Source organism: Bilophila sp. T19-St14 (assembly GCF_059728385.1).
In genome coordinates, this window is record NZ_BAAGFT010000001.1 from 2,377,291 (window position 1) to 2,391,884 (window position 14,594).

At 62.3% G+C, this 14,594-nt stretch carries 12 protein-coding genes; 1 reads left to right on the forward strand and 11 read right to left on the reverse strand.

Annotated elements, in window-relative coordinates:
• Nucleotides 1–911 precede the first annotated feature (911 nt).
• Nucleotides 912–1,145 carry a hypothetical protein gene (locus tag AC6I1V_RS10020; RefSeq protein ID WP_486853648.1) on the reverse strand — a complete coding sequence of 78 codons (234 nt, stop codon included), beginning with the start codon at nt 1,143–1,145 and terminating at the stop codon, nt 912–914.
• A 687-nt stretch (nt 1,146–1,832) separates the two neighbouring features.
• Here AC6I1V_RS10020 and AC6I1V_RS10025 point away from each other — a divergent pair.
• Nucleotides 1,833–3,302: an outer membrane homotrimeric porin gene (locus AC6I1V_RS10025; RefSeq protein WP_486853649.1), complete on the forward strand. Its 1,470-nt coding sequence runs from the start codon at nt 1,833–1,835 to the stop codon at nt 3,300–3,302.
• A 501-nt stretch (nt 3,303–3,803) separates the two neighbouring features.
• On the opposite strand, the gene gpt is transcribed toward AC6I1V_RS10025, so the two are convergent.
• The 10 genes from gpt to AC6I1V_RS10075 all read right to left on the reverse strand — a co-directional run bounded on the left by gpt (nt 3,804) and on the right by AC6I1V_RS10075 (nt 14,370).
• On the reverse strand, nt 3,804–4,286 hold the full coding sequence (gpt, locus tag AC6I1V_RS10030) for a xanthine phosphoribosyltransferase (RefSeq protein WP_302552526.1): 483 nt from the start codon (nt 4,284–4,286) through the stop codon (nt 3,804–3,806).
• A 28-nt stretch (nt 4,287–4,314) separates the two neighbouring features.
• The gene (locus tag AC6I1V_RS10035; RefSeq protein ID WP_302552525.1) at nt 4,315–5,160 is read right to left on the reverse strand and encodes an LpxI family protein; all 846 of its coding nucleotides are present in this window, start codon (nt 5,158–5,160) and stop codon (nt 4,315–4,317) included.
• Between the two features lie 91 nt (nt 5,161–5,251).
• A complete protein-coding gene (locus tag AC6I1V_RS10040) occupies nt 5,252–5,749 on the reverse strand; it encodes a 4Fe-4S dicluster domain-containing protein (protein WP_302552524.1) in 498 nt (165 codons plus the stop codon).
• A 39-nt stretch (nt 5,750–5,788) separates the two neighbouring features.
• Nucleotides 5,789–6,130 (reverse strand): hydrogenase maturation nickel metallochaperone HypA, encoded by a 342-nt coding sequence (hypA, locus tag AC6I1V_RS10045; protein WP_302552523.1) that lies wholly within the window; start codon nt 6,128–6,130, stop codon nt 5,789–5,791.
• A gap of 327 nt (nt 6,131–6,457) precedes the next feature.
• Entirely contained in the window at nt 6,458–7,546 is a 1,089-nt protein-coding gene (locus AC6I1V_RS10050; RefSeq protein WP_302552522.1) for a hydrogenase large subunit, read from the reverse strand.
• Nucleotides 7,543–8,103: an NADH-quinone oxidoreductase subunit C gene (locus AC6I1V_RS10055; protein WP_302552521.1), complete on the reverse strand. Its 561-nt coding sequence runs from the start codon at nt 8,101–8,103 to the stop codon at nt 7,543–7,545. Before AC6I1V_RS10055 ends, AC6I1V_RS10050 begins: the two co-directional genes overlap by 4 nt.
• Nucleotides 8,104–8,138: 35 nt before the next feature.
• On the reverse strand, nt 8,139–8,978 hold the full coding sequence (locus AC6I1V_RS10060) for a 4Fe-4S dicluster domain-containing protein (protein WP_308770393.1): 840 nt from the start codon (nt 8,976–8,978) through the stop codon (nt 8,139–8,141).
• A gap of 1 nt (nt 8,979) precedes the next feature.
• On the reverse strand, nt 8,980–9,414 hold the full coding sequence (locus tag AC6I1V_RS10065; protein ID WP_302552519.1) for an NADH-quinone oxidoreductase subunit B family protein: 435 nt from the start codon (nt 9,412–9,414) through the stop codon (nt 8,980–8,982).
• 13 nt (nt 9,415–9,427) lie between these two features.
• Nucleotides 9,428–10,387: a respiratory chain complex I subunit 1 family protein gene (locus AC6I1V_RS10070; RefSeq protein ID WP_486853650.1), complete on the reverse strand. Its 960-nt coding sequence runs from the start codon at nt 10,385–10,387 to the stop codon at nt 9,428–9,430.
• Nucleotides 10,381–14,370: a complex I subunit 5 family protein gene (locus tag AC6I1V_RS10075; protein WP_486853651.1), complete on the reverse strand. Its 3,990-nt coding sequence runs from the start codon at nt 14,368–14,370 to the stop codon at nt 10,381–10,383. The genes AC6I1V_RS10070 and AC6I1V_RS10075 overlap by 7 nt, the downstream gene beginning before the upstream one ends.
• Between the last annotated feature and the right edge of the window lie 224 nt (nt 14,371–14,594).

The window sequence follows — 14,594 nt, forward strand, 5'->3', positions numbered from 1 at the left end:
CTGCGTTGAAGCCGAGGGGCGCACCCCAACCGGGCCGGCTGGCGCGAAAGGTGATAATCTACGCGGATAGCTGAACAAAGGCAAGCAGTTGCCTTTGTGCCGTTTTGCAGCCCGGCGCCGCTGATGGCCTTTGGGAGGAGGAACCTTTTCCTTATGGGCGTGCGTTGCCTCGTATCAGTACCCTTTGGGGGACAAAGGAAAGCCGCCAGCCAAGCTGATGGCTCTAACAATACTATATATATTGGTATGTTATAAAATATTTTTGGCCCTGTCATGGTATGTGGTTGTTTCATCTCCACAGCATGCTGAAAATACAGCTTTTTTATCTGACTTTCCTCTTGGCGGAATCCACAGCTAAAACATTTTCTTGGTTATCCCTTTGGAACTTCAAAGAAAAAAGCATCAGCCATTTTCTATGACACAGCCATATTTTTCCGATGAGGGCGCAACGCAGGGCCGTTCCGTCCGGCTGCGGCGGAATATTGCGGGGCCATGCCGGGCAGTGCTTGGCGCGGGCCTGCTTTTGTATCCGTTTTCCGGGCTGGCCTTGTTCCCGGCATCGTGCGGAGGGTTGACTTAGGAGGCGCTTCCGTATCCGCTGGAGCAGCCTAGGTTGTGTCGTTGTTTTTGTATGTAACTATTTAAAATTATCAAAAGTAATTTTTTATGCTTTGAAAAATAGTTGAATAATTTTAATATATTATATTGAATTGACGACACCTCCTAGCGAGTAGGGGAGGGGCCGCATTGGGCGGCAGGGGTTCCGCATCCGCTGGGCAGCCCCGTATCCCGCAGTATCCCCGGAACCTTGAGACAAGGGCTTCCCCATCCGTTGGAGCAGCCGGCCTGTACGTGGGCATCTACTTGCCCGTGCGGAGGGCTTCCCCACCCGCTGGTCGCCCCCATGAGCTTCAGGCAAGAGGGAGCCCCATAAGGGAAGCCTCGTTAGGAAGGGGATGGCCCTGATAGGAAGGGGATGCCCCTGTCCGTTTGACGGACATGCCAAACCCCGCAGGCTTTTCAGGCTGCGTATAGACATGGGCATCACGTCGCAGCGGTGCGGCGTCAGGCTGCACATAGGCATGGGAAACGCCGAAAGCCGACCGTATCCGCTGCTTGAACAGCGTCAGGCTGCACATAGGCATGGGGGCATGGGGACATGGAGGCAGGGGCCTGTTTTTACCTTGGGCAAGGAAACGCGGAAAAGGGTTAGATTGTGTTGTTAATTATATAATATATTGAAATAATTTAATTATTTTCAAGTTATAAAAGACTGTCTTCAATGGTTTCAAATAATTATATGTAAAAATACGACATAACTTAAAGATGCCTTTCTTTTCGCAAGCGAGGGCGAGAGCGGGGCGTCCACGTCCAGATTGGCTGGAACCTCCTTCCCTTTCTTTTTCCTTTGGCGGTGCCATAGAAAATGGCTGATGTTTTTTTCTTTGAAGTTCCAAAGGGATAACCAAGAAAATGTTTCAGCTGTGGATTCCGCCAATGGGAAAGTCGGATAAAAAAGCTGTGTTTTCAGCGTACTGTGGAGATGAAGCAACCGCATGCGCTGGCAGGGCCTTTTCTTTCCGCTGGCGGGTGATGGGCCGTCCGAGGAGGACTGGATCGTAGCATCGCATTTTCCTTTCAGCAGGCGGGGTGATGGGGCTTCGTTAGAGGGCTGTTATAAAGATCGTACAAATAATTGAATATTTATTTCGGTGGGAGAAAATGCGCTTGAAAGCTTCACCTCGGCTCCTGAAGCTCTTGATGTTTCCGGCTCTGAGAGGAAGAGGCCGGAAATATCCCAACCTTCACCATGAAGAAAGGAGATTTTCGTCATGAAGAGATTCACCACGCTTCTGCTTGCGGCCGGCCTTGTCTGCTCCGCATTTTCCGCCGCCAATGCGGCCGACATCAAGGCCAAGGGGATGTGGGACTTCAATTTTGAGTATACGAACGATTCGTTCGACAAGCACAGCAGCGGCGACCGCTTCGGTGCGGCGCAGCGCCTGCGCACCCAGATTGATGTGATTGCATCCGAAAGCCTGAAGGGTGTCGTCTATTTTGAAATCGGCGACACGCATTGGGGCCATGCCAAGGACGGCGCGTCCCTCGGCACGGACGGCAGAACCGTTGAAGTGCGCTATTCCTACATCGACTGGGCCATCCCCGAAACCGACGTGCTGGTCCGCATGGGCTTGCAGCCCTTCGTGATGCCGGGCTTCGTGGCCGGTTCCGCCGTGCTCGACGGCGACGGCGCGGGGATCACCATCGGCGGCAACTTGACCGAAAACGTCGGTGCGAACCTCTTCTGGCTGCGTGCCGAAAACGACAACACCAACGGTTACGGCAAGTGGCGTGACGATCAGAACAACGCCATGGATTTCGTCGGCCTGACCTTGCCGTTGACCTTTGACGGCGTGAAGATCACGCCTTGGGGCATGTACGGCTTTGTGGGCAGCCGCAGCCTTGGCGGCGACGCCAAGGGGGATATCGACGATATGCGCGCCGGTATGCTCCCCGTGCTCCCCAGCGGCAGCGATTTGACCACGCTTGAAGGCAACCGCAGCGAAGGCAACGCATGGTGGGTCGGCATCACGGGCGAAATGACCACGTTCAGCCCCTTCCGCCTCGCCGGTGACTTCAACTACGGCTCCGTGGATATGGGCACCGTCCGCTCGCTCAGCGGATACGACGGCGCGACCAGCAAGACCATCGACCTGAAGCGCAGCGGCTGGCTGGCTTCCGCCATCGCGGAATACAAGCTTGATTTCGGCGTCCCCGGCCTGCTCCTGTGGTACGGATCCGGCGACAACTCCAATCCGTATGACGGCTCCGAACGCATGCCTACCGTGGACGCCGGCTGGTCCGGCTCTTCCTTCGGCTTCGACGGCGGTTACGGCATTTCCAGCGACACCATCCTCGGCACCAGCCCCGTGGGTACGTGGGGCATCGCGCTCCGCATGAAGGACATCTCCTTTATGGAAAACCTGACGCACGCCATTCAGGTCGGCTACTATCGGGGCACCAACAACAAGAATATGCCGGAGAACGCCGGTATGACCACTTTCCATACCAGCTATCCTGACGCTACCGGCAGCATGGTGGGCTCCACCTACCTGACCACCAAGGACGGCGCTTGGGAAGCCACCTTTGATACCGACTACCAGATCTACAAGGATCTGACCCTCGCCGTTGAGCTCGGATACATCCACCTGAGCCTCAACGACGGCGTTTGGGGCAACGTCCTCGACAACACCAACCGCAACGCGTACAAGGCCTCCGTCAATATGCGGTACGCTTTCTAAGGCCAGGTTTTGTCGAACCGGGAGGGGAAACCAAGGGTGCGTTCGCGCCGCGCGGCTGAAGCTCCTCCGTACGGATCGCCTTTTGGCATCCTTCCCTCCCAAACAGCTCCGCCCTTCCGTCCACCCGGCGGGGAGGGCGGAGCCCCGGATCGGCGGCAGTCACGGGCCGGCGATCCGGGAACTTCCGGCGGTTCTCGATGACCGACAGCAGCGAGGCCGGCGGCAATCCTTCCTCCGCTCCTATGCGGAAAACCGGGGCAGCCTGTTGCGCGAGGCTGTCCCGGTTTTCTTTTTTTATGGCTGTATTATAAAAAATGATTGATGCTTTTTTCCTTGAAGCTCCAAAGGGATAACCGGAAAAATGCCTTAACCGTGGATCCCGCCAAGGGGAAAACGGAGGAAAAGGCTGTATTTTCACCGCACTGTGGAGATGAAACAACCACATGCCCTAACAGGGCCTTTTTTATGATGCCGTCTGCTGGGGGCTTCCCGTCTTAACGCCTAGTTCTGTTCCACCAGCGGGGCGGTGTACTGCACTTCGGAGTCCCACGGGAAAAGGATCCACGTATCTTGGCTGACTTCGGTAATGAAGGTTTCCACGAGGGGCTTTCCGGCGGGCTTGGAGTACAGGGTGGCGAAATGGGCCTTGGGGAGCATGTTGCGGATAATGGTGGCGGTGTTGCCGGTATCCACGAGGTCGTCGATGACGAGCCAGCCGTCGCCATCGCCTTCGATGGCTTTGAGGATTTCCTCGCCGCCGGTCTGCTCGCGGCCCTGATAGGTACAGATGCACAGGGTGTCGACCAGACGGATGTTCAGCTCACGGGCTACGATGGCGGCCGGGACAAGCCCGCCGCGCGCGACGCCGATGATGCCCTTGAACGGCCCCTGCTCCAAAAGGCGCCATGCCAGGGCTTTCGCGTCGCGGTGGAGTTGATCCCATGTAACGGGGTACAGTTTCTGATAACGGTCGGCCTTGCCCATACTTGGTTTCCTCTCGGGTTTCGTGTGTCTAGTCGGCTTTCGCCTGAAGGCGCAGCTTCCCGAACGAGTCTTCGGTCAGCGCGACGATGCAGAAGTTATGTTTGTCGGCAAGGGCCAGCGCTTCGGCCCTGTCGAAAAAGAGCGTTTTGCCCGCGTCCACGGCGAGGCAGCGGTAGTTTTGTTCAATGAGGAGGCGGACGGTTTGCAGCCCGATGGACGGCAGATCCGCGCGCTCGTCCTGCTTGGGCTTGAAGCGTTTGATCGCCACGCAGCCTTCGCCGCGCAGTTCGCCGCCGCGCCGCAGAGCGGCGTCCGTGCCTTCAAGACATTCCACGGCTACCACCATCCCCTGCTTGACCACGATGCACTGGCCGATGTCAAAGCGGCCGAGCGCCTCGGCGATGGGCCAGCCGTAGTCGATTTCCGCAATCTCCTCGGCCGAGGGGCCGCGCCGGGTCAGGACGCCTTCGGGACAGAGCAGGGAGGCGGAGAGCTCCGCCGCCTGAATGAGCGTGAAGCCTTCCTTTTCCAGATCTTCCATGATGGCGCGAAGCAGTGCGTCGTCGCCTTTGCCCCTGAGCGAGAAGAGGATGCGGGCCGCCCGGAAGTCCGGGCGCAGATCCAGCGCGCGGGGCTTGTTGATCGCCCCAGCCATGCACAGCTTTCGGACGCCGTGCTTTCGGAAGTAATCGATCACCTTGTCGAACTGCCCCAGATAGACGGTCGTGTACGCGTCGGCCAGCGCTTCGAGGCCGGGATCGGTGAAGCCGTGGAAGGCGCAGGCCACAACGCCGTAGCCCGCGGCCTTGGCGTCTTCCGCCACGAGGCGCGGGAATTGTCCGCTTCCTGCAATGATGCCGATGGATTCGCTCATAATCCGTGCCCTGTATCATAAATGTCCGGTGAATAAAAGCGTGCCGAGGCCCCGCCCCGGCACGCTTACACCATCAATGATTGCGCTGGGATCAGCCTATCTGCACCACGCTGCGGGCGTGGACGGGGCAGGCTTCGACGCAGGCGGGCACGGATTTGCCCTCGCGCTTCATCCAGTCCTTGCACAGGTCGCAGCGCACGGCCACTGAACGCATACTTTTCTGGGCCATCGTTTCCGACGTGGCGGAGGGCAGGCCGATGGATTCCAGCGAAATCGCGCCGTAGGGACAGGCCATGATGCAGAGCTGGCAGCCCGAACAGATCTGGGCGTTCATGGTCACGATGCCGCCGTCCTGCTGGAGCGCCCCGGTGGGGCAGATGCGGGCGCAGGGGGCGTTTTCGCACTGGCGGCAGGAGATGGGCGACTTCACCGAGCCGCTCTTGACGACATGGACGCGGGCGACGAGCTCGTCGCGCTTTTTCAGGGCCTCCTTAAAGGTCAGGCCGTGGTGGGCGGCGATGCAGGCGATTTCGCAGCGGCGGCACGCCTTGCATTTTTCCGGGACCGATTCGATCATGTAACGGCTCATGGCATATTCCTTGCGAACTTTCGCAGTCAGTCTTGGTTGTCAGCAGGCGTCGATGCCGGTGATGAGGAAGTCCCGGCCGCCTTTGCCTTCCAGCCGCAGGCTTCCGCATTCCGGGCAGCGGCAGCGCGGCGAGGCCATAGGAAATTCATGCCCGCAATCAAGGCAGCGCCCTTCGGCGGGGACGGCCGTGATGTCCAGTTCGGCCCCTTCCGCCGCCGTGCCTTCCGCGTACAGCTCGAAGCACGCTTCCAGCGTTTTGGGCTCCACCGCCGTGAACAGCCCCACCGAAAGCCGCACCCGCGTGATCCTGCTCACGTTGTGGCGTTTGGCCTCGTCTTCGAGGATGTTCATCATGCCTGCGACGATGGATGCTTCGTGCATTTTTTGGTGGTTGGTGAAGAGGCACCGGGGGAGGGGGCTTTTTTCAAAAGCGGGGGACACCCGCACGCTCCCTCCCCCGGCCCCCCACCCGCAAAACGTTGACTGGTGGGGAGGCGGCTCCTCAGGAGCCCCTTCGCATCAAAACCGTCTTTCTTTCGACGCCGATCCGGGGGACACGCGTCAAAGGTGAATCTTCTCTCAATACCCCGCCATCCGCCGACCCTTACAAAAGTCTTGGGAGAGGAGGGGGCGGGGTTTGGGGAGGGGGAGGAGAAGCCCTTCTCCAGAAGGGTTCTCCTCCCCCTCCCCAATCTTCATTTCAACCTGCTACCGCTCCGTACAACTGACGCAGGGGTCGATGCTGTTGACGATGACGGGGATGTCGGCAAGCTGGCAGTCCTTCATCATGACGGTGAGGGCCTCCCAGTTCATGTAGGACGGCACGCGCCACTTGAGGCGGGCGGGGGTGTCGGTCCCGTTGGTCTGAAGATAATAGATAAGCTCGCCGCGCGGGGCCTCCGAGCGGGCGACGGATTCGCTTTCCGGGATGCGCTCCATGTGCACGGCCAGCGGGCCTTCGGGGAGCTTGTCGAGGCACTGGCGGAGGAGCCGGATGGACTCGAACACCTCGCGCACGCGCACCATCGCGCGCGACCAGACGTCGCCGTCCTGCTCTTTGACGATGTCAAAGTAGAGATCGGGATAGACGAGGTAGGGCGTGTTCTTGCGCACGTCGATATCGAGGCCCGAACCGCGCGCCACGGGGCCGACCACGCCGAGCGCCCACGCATCCTCGCGGGACAGGACGCCCACGCCGCGCGAACGTTTGGCGATCAGGGGATCGGTACGGAAGACCTTTTCCACGCGCTTGACCGCCTCTTCGACGATGCCGAGCCGTTCCAGCATGTACATGGTCAGGCCGTCGTCCATGTCGAACTTCACGCCGCCGATGCAGTTCGCGGAAAGGTTCATGCGGTTGCCGTAGATGGTCTCCTTCACGTCCTGCATGTTCTCGCGCACTTCCATGATGTGCAGGAACAGGGACTTGAAGCCCACGTTGTGCGCGAAAATGGCGATGTTGAACAGGTGCGAGGCCACGCGCTTGGTTTCCTCCGCCAGCACGCGCAGGTACTGGGCGCGGGGCGGCGGGGTCATGCCGAGCACGTTCTCGACCGCCATGCAGTAGGTCAGCGAGTGGCTGTTGGAACAGAGCGAGCAGACGCGCTCGGTCAGCGTCGTGTTCTTGAAGAAATTGCGCTGCGTCGCCATGCCTTCCATGCCGCGATGGACATGCCCGGAAGTGATCTCCACCTTGCGGACGGTTTCGCCGTCAACGTCGAGATGGAAGTAAACCGGTTCCTCAAGGGCGATGTGCACCGGGCCGATGGGCAGGGAAAAACTGCTGGTCTGGCTCATTCGCGCACCCCCTTTTCCACTTCCTCGCCGGGTTCGGCGTTCACTTCCATGATGCGCTCCCACATATCCTTGGTGCAGGCCCCGTTCATCATGATGGTCAGCGGGATGACCTCATTGAGGATGCCCTCGTCGATTTCGGGATCGAGGAAGAGGCGCTTGGGGTTGGTGTTGCCGTCGACGTGCACGTCGAACAGCTCCGCGAACTCGCGTTCGTTCCAGTCGGCGTTGCGGAACCACGGGGTGATGGTGGGCACGCTGTTCTCGGCGGGGTCCAGCGGGACCGTCACCGTCACGGTATAGCCGTGCACGTCGAAGTGGTAGGCGAGCGTGGTGACGGGATCGGCGAGCTGCTTGTTCAGCGCGGTGACCGTGCACAGGCGCGCCTCGTGTTTGGCGAGCAGGGCGGCGGCGGCGGGGAGCTGTCCGGCGTCCGTGAGCGTCACCCACTCGAAGCCGTTGCCCCAACTGTCCCAGTTGTGCCGTTCTTCGGAAGCCAGCTCCACCAACCCCTTGACGAGCTCAGGATTGATGGAACGGCTTGACCATGTCGTATTCATGCAAGTTTCTCCTTGCTTCATAGCGGTACGTCGGCTCAGTCGGCGGTGCTGCCCGCCGCCGGAGACGGTTTTTCAGCGGCGCTTTCCGCGCCGGAAGGCGCATCGGGCCGCGTTTCGGCCGCTGCGGAAGCGGCCTGCCCAGCCGGAGGCGTCTGGGCGTCCGGCGCCGTCTTGGAAGCCGCGGGGCCGGGCTTGGGCCGTGCCGCCGTTTCCTGTGCGGGCGCGGCGGTTTCCGGGCCGGAAGCCGCCTGAGCGGGGGCTTCCTTTGCGCTTTTCTTGCCCGCCGGGGCCTTTTCGGGCTTTCGCGGCGGGACGAGACAGACTTCTTCGCGGGCGGCCATCTTTTCGAGCTGGTCGATATGACAGGCGCGGTCTTCCTCGACCGCCACGTCGATGCGGCGGCAGTTCGGGCAGAGGTGCGAGATCACGTCCACATCGACTTCGGAATGCTTGGCGTAGATGCGGTTGAGCACTTCCTGCGGCAGAACGCGCATCTTGGCCCCGCACACGGCGCAGTAGTCGTATTTGACCTTGGCGCGGGTGATCTGGGTATATTTTTCCGTGGCCCGGTGGGCGCTGTGCCAGTCGTTGGTGAGGGTGATGGCCTTGGTCGGGCAGTAGTGGCGGCACTGGGCGCACAGGCAGCAGGAGTTGCGCCACACCGTGATCTCGAAGCCGCTGCCGTCCTCGAATTTCGAGATGTTGATGGCTCCGGCGGCGCAGACGTGGACGCACGTGCCGCAGCCCACGCACAGCGCCGGGTCGACTTCGACCCGCCCGCGCAGGCGATCCGGGGTGTACGTCTCCCCGAAGGGGAAGGCGTCGGTCACCGGGCCCTTCTTGAGGTTGTCCCAAAGGATTTTGAGGAATTCCATATCAGCCCTCCATCCTTTCCCGCCAGATGGCGACGGCTTCGAGCACGCCTTCCATGATCGCCTGCGGGCGCGGCGGACAGCCGGGTACGTTGACGTCGATGGGCAGGTAGCGGTCCACGGGGCCCTCGATGGAGTAGCCTTCGCGGAACACGCCGCCGCTGATGGGGCAGATGCCCACGGCTACGGTCACTTTGGGCTCAGGGATTTCGTTCCAGACGCGCAGGACCTTATCCTTGACCCGCGCCGTGAGCGGCCCGGTGATGAGCACGATGTCCGCGTGGCGGGGGCTCCCGCAGTATTTGCAGCCGAGGCGCTCCACGTCGTAGCGGGAGATGCAGGCCGTGGTGGCTAGTTCCACGTCGCACCCGTTGCAGGAGCCCGCGTTGATGCGGAACAGCCACGGCGAGCGGGCGGAGAGTTTCTTGATGAGGTTCATGACCGGCCTCCCGTCAGCAGCCGATCCACACCAGGACAAGGCTCAGGAAAGCCAGCCCGGTGGGATACTTGAAGAAAAAGGACAGAGCCTGTTCGATGCGCAGACGCCCCGTGGCGGACTTCACCGCGGTCAGGGTGAGCAGCATGAACAGCGCGCACTTGACGACGAACCAGACCAGATTGACCGCGGGGATGTCCGAGATCGTGCCGGGGAAGAACAGCACCACCCCAAGCGCCAGCGCCACGACCATCTTGAGGGCCGAGGCCATGTGGAAGAAGGCCAGCAGCACGCCCGAATATTCGAGGAGCGGGCCTTCGAGGATTTCGGTTTCCGCTTCCGGCTGGTCGAAGGGCGGCACGCCGAGCGTGGCGGGCAGGAACATGAGCCACGCGAGGAATGCGGGCCACATGACCGGGGTGAGCCCGAACGAGCCGTGTTCGGCCTGATAGTCCATGATCCTGGTCAGGGAAAATTCGGCCCCGCTGCCGCCGCCCACCTTCATGGCGACCGTCAGCATGATCATAAGCAGCGGAACCTCATAGGCAAGCATCATGATCATCTCGCGCGAGAAGCCGATGCCGCCGTAGGGCGAGCCGGACGAGGAACCCGCCAGCATGATCGCCATCGCCGGGATGGGGAACAGGTAGAAGATGACCAGCAGGTCGCCCATCTTGGGCAGGCCGTCGGTCACGCCGGGCACGGGCAGCAGCGCCGCGCACATGGCGATGCCGCCGAGCGCGACCACGGGGGCCGCGAGGAACGCCCCGCGCACGGCGGAGGCCGGGATGATGACCTCCTTGGTGCTCAGCTTGATCAGATCGAGGAAGGGCTGGATCAGCGGCGGCCCCACCCGGCGCTGGAGCCGGGCTTCGACGCGGCGGTCGCACCCTTTGAGGAACAGGCCCAGCGCCAGCGCGAACAGGCCGCCGGGGAAGACGACAAGGTGGAGAATGCCCACAAGCAGGTCTAGCATGACGGACGCTCCTTATTGATGCGGAGGGACTGCCGCAGGGCCCGGCAGAGGGACAGGGCCAGTTCCGGCAGAGGGCATGCGGCGCTGCCGGGCTTGTTGCCCGTGCACAGGTTGACCAGCGCCGGGTAGATGGCTTCGGGCGGGATGCGCGAGGCTTCCTGAGATGCGTCGTGGCCGCAGGCGTGCGGGGGCGCGACGCGGATCTTCACGCGGGAGAGCAGGAAGCGCAGGGCCAGCCAGCAGCCGCCGAAGGCCACGAGCATCAGCACGGCGACCGCCGTGGCGTCCCACGCGCCGGGGCCGGTGGCGAGGCCGTAGAAGGCCACGTCAAGCGGCGGCATCCCGTATTCCGCCAGCGCCGCATTGAGGGGCGCGAGCATCAGGCCGGGGAACACGCCGGTCAGGATCACCATGAAGGCCATGAGCAGCATGGGCGCGCGCATGACCCACGGGGCCTCTTCGATATGGTCGAGGTTGCGCCCCGGCTGTCCGAGGAAGACCGCGTGCATGAAGCGGGCGAGGTACGCCAGCGTGATCACGCTGCCGATGAGCGAGATCAGCGCAAGGAGCGGTTCGCCTTCCGCCATGAGCGCCTGATAGATGATCCACTTGGAGGTGAAGCCGTTGGTCGGCGGCACGCCCACGGCGGCCAGCGACCCGATGAAGAAGCAGAACATGGTCACGGGCATCTTGCGGCCCACGCCGCCCAGCTCGGCGATCGTATCCGCATGGGTGCGCAGCATGACCGCGCCCACCATGAGGAAGAGCAGATCCTTGAAGAACACGTGGTTCGCCATGTGCAGGAGGCCGCCCGCCATGCCGAGGCTCGTGCCCACGGCGACGCCGAGCACCATGTACCCGATTTGGCTTACCGTAGACCAGATGAACACCAGCTTGAGGCTGTTCTGGAGCATGGCCTGCACGGCGCTGTACAGCAGCGTGAACGCGCCGATCCATGCCGCGGCGTACATGACGGCCTGCTGCGAGAAGAGCCCCGCCGTGTCCGGGGACTGCGCGTACACGCTCCCGAAGACGAGGAACAGCTTCACGAGGCCGAAGACGGCGATCTTCAGCAGAACGGAGGAGATGTAGCCGGACACGGGCGTGGGGGCCAGCGCCGGGTGCATCTGCCAGTCGATGCGCAGGGAGACCTGTGCGGCCTTCATACAGAAGCCGACGGCCATCAGGATCATGATGGAGGTGCCCACGGCGGGGGGCAGGGAGGCGAAGCCCTTGGCCACGCCCGCGAACTCGCCGGTGCCGGTGTAGGCCACGATGAGCCCGATGCCGAGGAACAGGAAGCCCGCGCCCGCCACGTTGAACAGGAAGTATTTGAAGCCTTCCCGCAGCGCTTCGGGCGTGCCCTCATGCGCGATGGCGAAATACAGGGCCCACGAGCTCATGATTTCCCAGAAGGTGAAGAAGCTGAACAGATCCGAACTCGCCGCCACGCCGAGCAGCCCGCCCGTCATGAGCAGGAAGAAGGCGTAGAAGCGCCACTGCGTATGGCTGTGCTCCATGTAGCCCACGGCGTACACGAGGTTCACCGTGCCGACGGCGGGGATGAACAGGGCCATGATGAAGGACAGCGTATCCAGATCCTGCCCGAAGGCGAGCACATGCAGCGTGGTCAGGAGCAGGATGGCGGCGGCGCCCCATCCGGCCTTCACGCGATCCCTGCGGAACCAGATCGGCACGATGGCGCCGATCATGGGCAGGATCACATACACGGGCCAGCTCACGTCGAGCGACGGCAGGGCCGCCGCCATATGGCCCGCGCCGGTGCCGAGGTGCGGCATAAGCTCGTTGATGACCGGGGTGACGAGGGACAGGCCCGTCTGCGGGGCCACGCCGAGGATCACGCACAGGCCCGCGAGGATGATCATGGGCACGCGCATGGTCGTGGTGACGCCCTGCACGCGGCGGCGTCCCGCCGGGGCGGGGTCAAGCAGGATCGTGCGCAGGATGCGCATGTAGTAGATCGCCCCCACGAGGCTCGCCGCGATGAGCGCCGCCGCGATGAGCGGCTGCCCGGCGTCCATACAGGCCACGATCATGAGGTATTTGCTCACGAAGCCGTTGAACGGCGGCAGGCCCATGATGGACACGATGCCGATGCTCATACAGCCCACGGCCCACGGCATTTCGTGGACGAGGCCCGCGAGATCGGAGAGCTTGCGGCTGCCCACGCGGAAAATGAGGCCGCCCGCACAGAGGAAGAGCAGGTCCTTCATGATCGCGTGGTTCAGGACATGGGACAGCGCGCCCGCCGCCGCCAGCCACGTGCCGAGGCCGAGGACGGTGAAGATTTCGCCGACCTGCCCCATGGTGGAGTAGGCGAGCATCCGCTTGAGGTCTTCCTGCCTGAGGGCCATCCATTCGCCGTAGGCCATGGTGCACAGGCCCATGAACGTGACCATCAGGCCGGGGGCGGTGAGGCCCCCGTAGGTTCCGGTCGAGGCGAGCTCCTTGTAGCCGATGAGCCCGAAGTAGACCGTCACCACGCCGAACACGCCCATCTTGGTGAGCACGCCGGAGAGCGGCGCGGACACGGACGACGGCGCGGCGGGGTGGGCGTCGGGCAGCCAACTGTGCAGGGGCACGAGGCCGGCCTTGGCCGCGAAGCCGAGCAGGGTGAACACAAGGGCGAACTTGAGCACGTCGTCGGAATGGACGGACAGGTTGGCGACGAGTTCGCCGTACTGCGTATGGTTCCCGCCGATCATGAAGAAGCCCACGATCATGAGGTAGGCCGCGCTGCAGCACAGCACCACGTACTTGATCGCCGCGTCGCGCGCTCTGGAAGTGCGCTCCCACGCCACCAGCGCGAAGGACGCCCACGTCATGACTTCCCACTGGGAGGCCAGCGTGCCGATGTTGTCGGTGGTCACGATGTTGAGCAGCGCGCCGAAGGTAAGGAGCAGGAAGAACCAGTACCAGTGCTTGCGCCCGTCCTCCTCAATATAGTTGGTGGAATAGCAGGCGACGAGCGTGCCGATGCCCGATATGATCAGCGAGAACAGGCGGGACAGGGGCGGCAGGTCGCTCACGTAAGTGAGGATGAACGCGGCGAGGAACAGCGCGAACGTATACTTGGCCCGGTAAGCGGGCCTGATGATGCGGGGACAGAGGACGAGGAAGGAGCCCACATAGAGCAGGAGCGGGGTCGCATGCCACGGGCCTTCGAGTTCCACCAGCGAATGGGGATCGATGCCGACGATCCACGCGCCGAAATCCTGCACGAGGAAGCGCCCGATCCCCAAAAGCGCCAGCAGGGCAAGCAAAACGTACAGGCTGATCGCAGCCGGGGTCTTGCTCCAGCGGTTGGGGACGATGGGGCACCAGCTCCCGGTGGGGACGCCGAGCAGCTCGGTTTCCCTGTCGAACAGGGCGCGGGCGAAGTTGCCGCCGCCGATGGGGACTTCGGTGCATATGGGTTCGTCGGGCCGGGTGAAGCACACCTGGAGGACGACCTCGGCGGAAAGCCACAGCAGCACGGTGTAGCCCAAGGCCATGATGATGGCGAGAACCGGGCCGCCGAGCGGCACGTCGATGCTGTGCATGGCCATGGCGTGCAGGACGAGATGCTGGCCTTCCGGCGTCATGGCCGGAGAGATGCCGAGCGAAGCCTCAAGCGCGAACGCCAGCAGCACGGCCCCCACGGGGTTGCGGTGCAGCGCGCCGCGGATGTCGTTGGCGACGCAGGAATACGGGTTGGAGACGAGCCCGGACAGCCCCATCCATGCCGCGAGGCGCGCAATGGCATGGTAGATGATGATCATGATGCTGCCCACGTCGCCGGACGGCCCAAGGCCAAGCCCCATGAGCGCAAGCCCCAAATCCACAAGGCCGCCCCAGAGGATCAGCAGACCGGGCCGGCCCCGCTCGCGGTATACTTTATAAACCCCAAACAGCATTATCAGCAGGCCGGCGACGAGAATAGCCATCTCTGATGGCGAAGTCGGCGTTACGCTACTGTCCATGCTCCCTCCTTAAAAAGTAAGCGCTGTGCTTGTCCATAGTGGATAGAAATCAGACGCAGTGCCGGACTGCCCCGGCACGAAGGCTGGGTTCGCGCCGGAAAGAGGGCCGCCTTCCCTCAAGAGGCGGGCCTCAAGAAACAACGGACTTGTCTTTTTGTGAGCGTTTTCCCATTATCCGGCCCTCTTTGCCGTGTTTATTCAAACAAACAGTTCCGGGGAGGGAA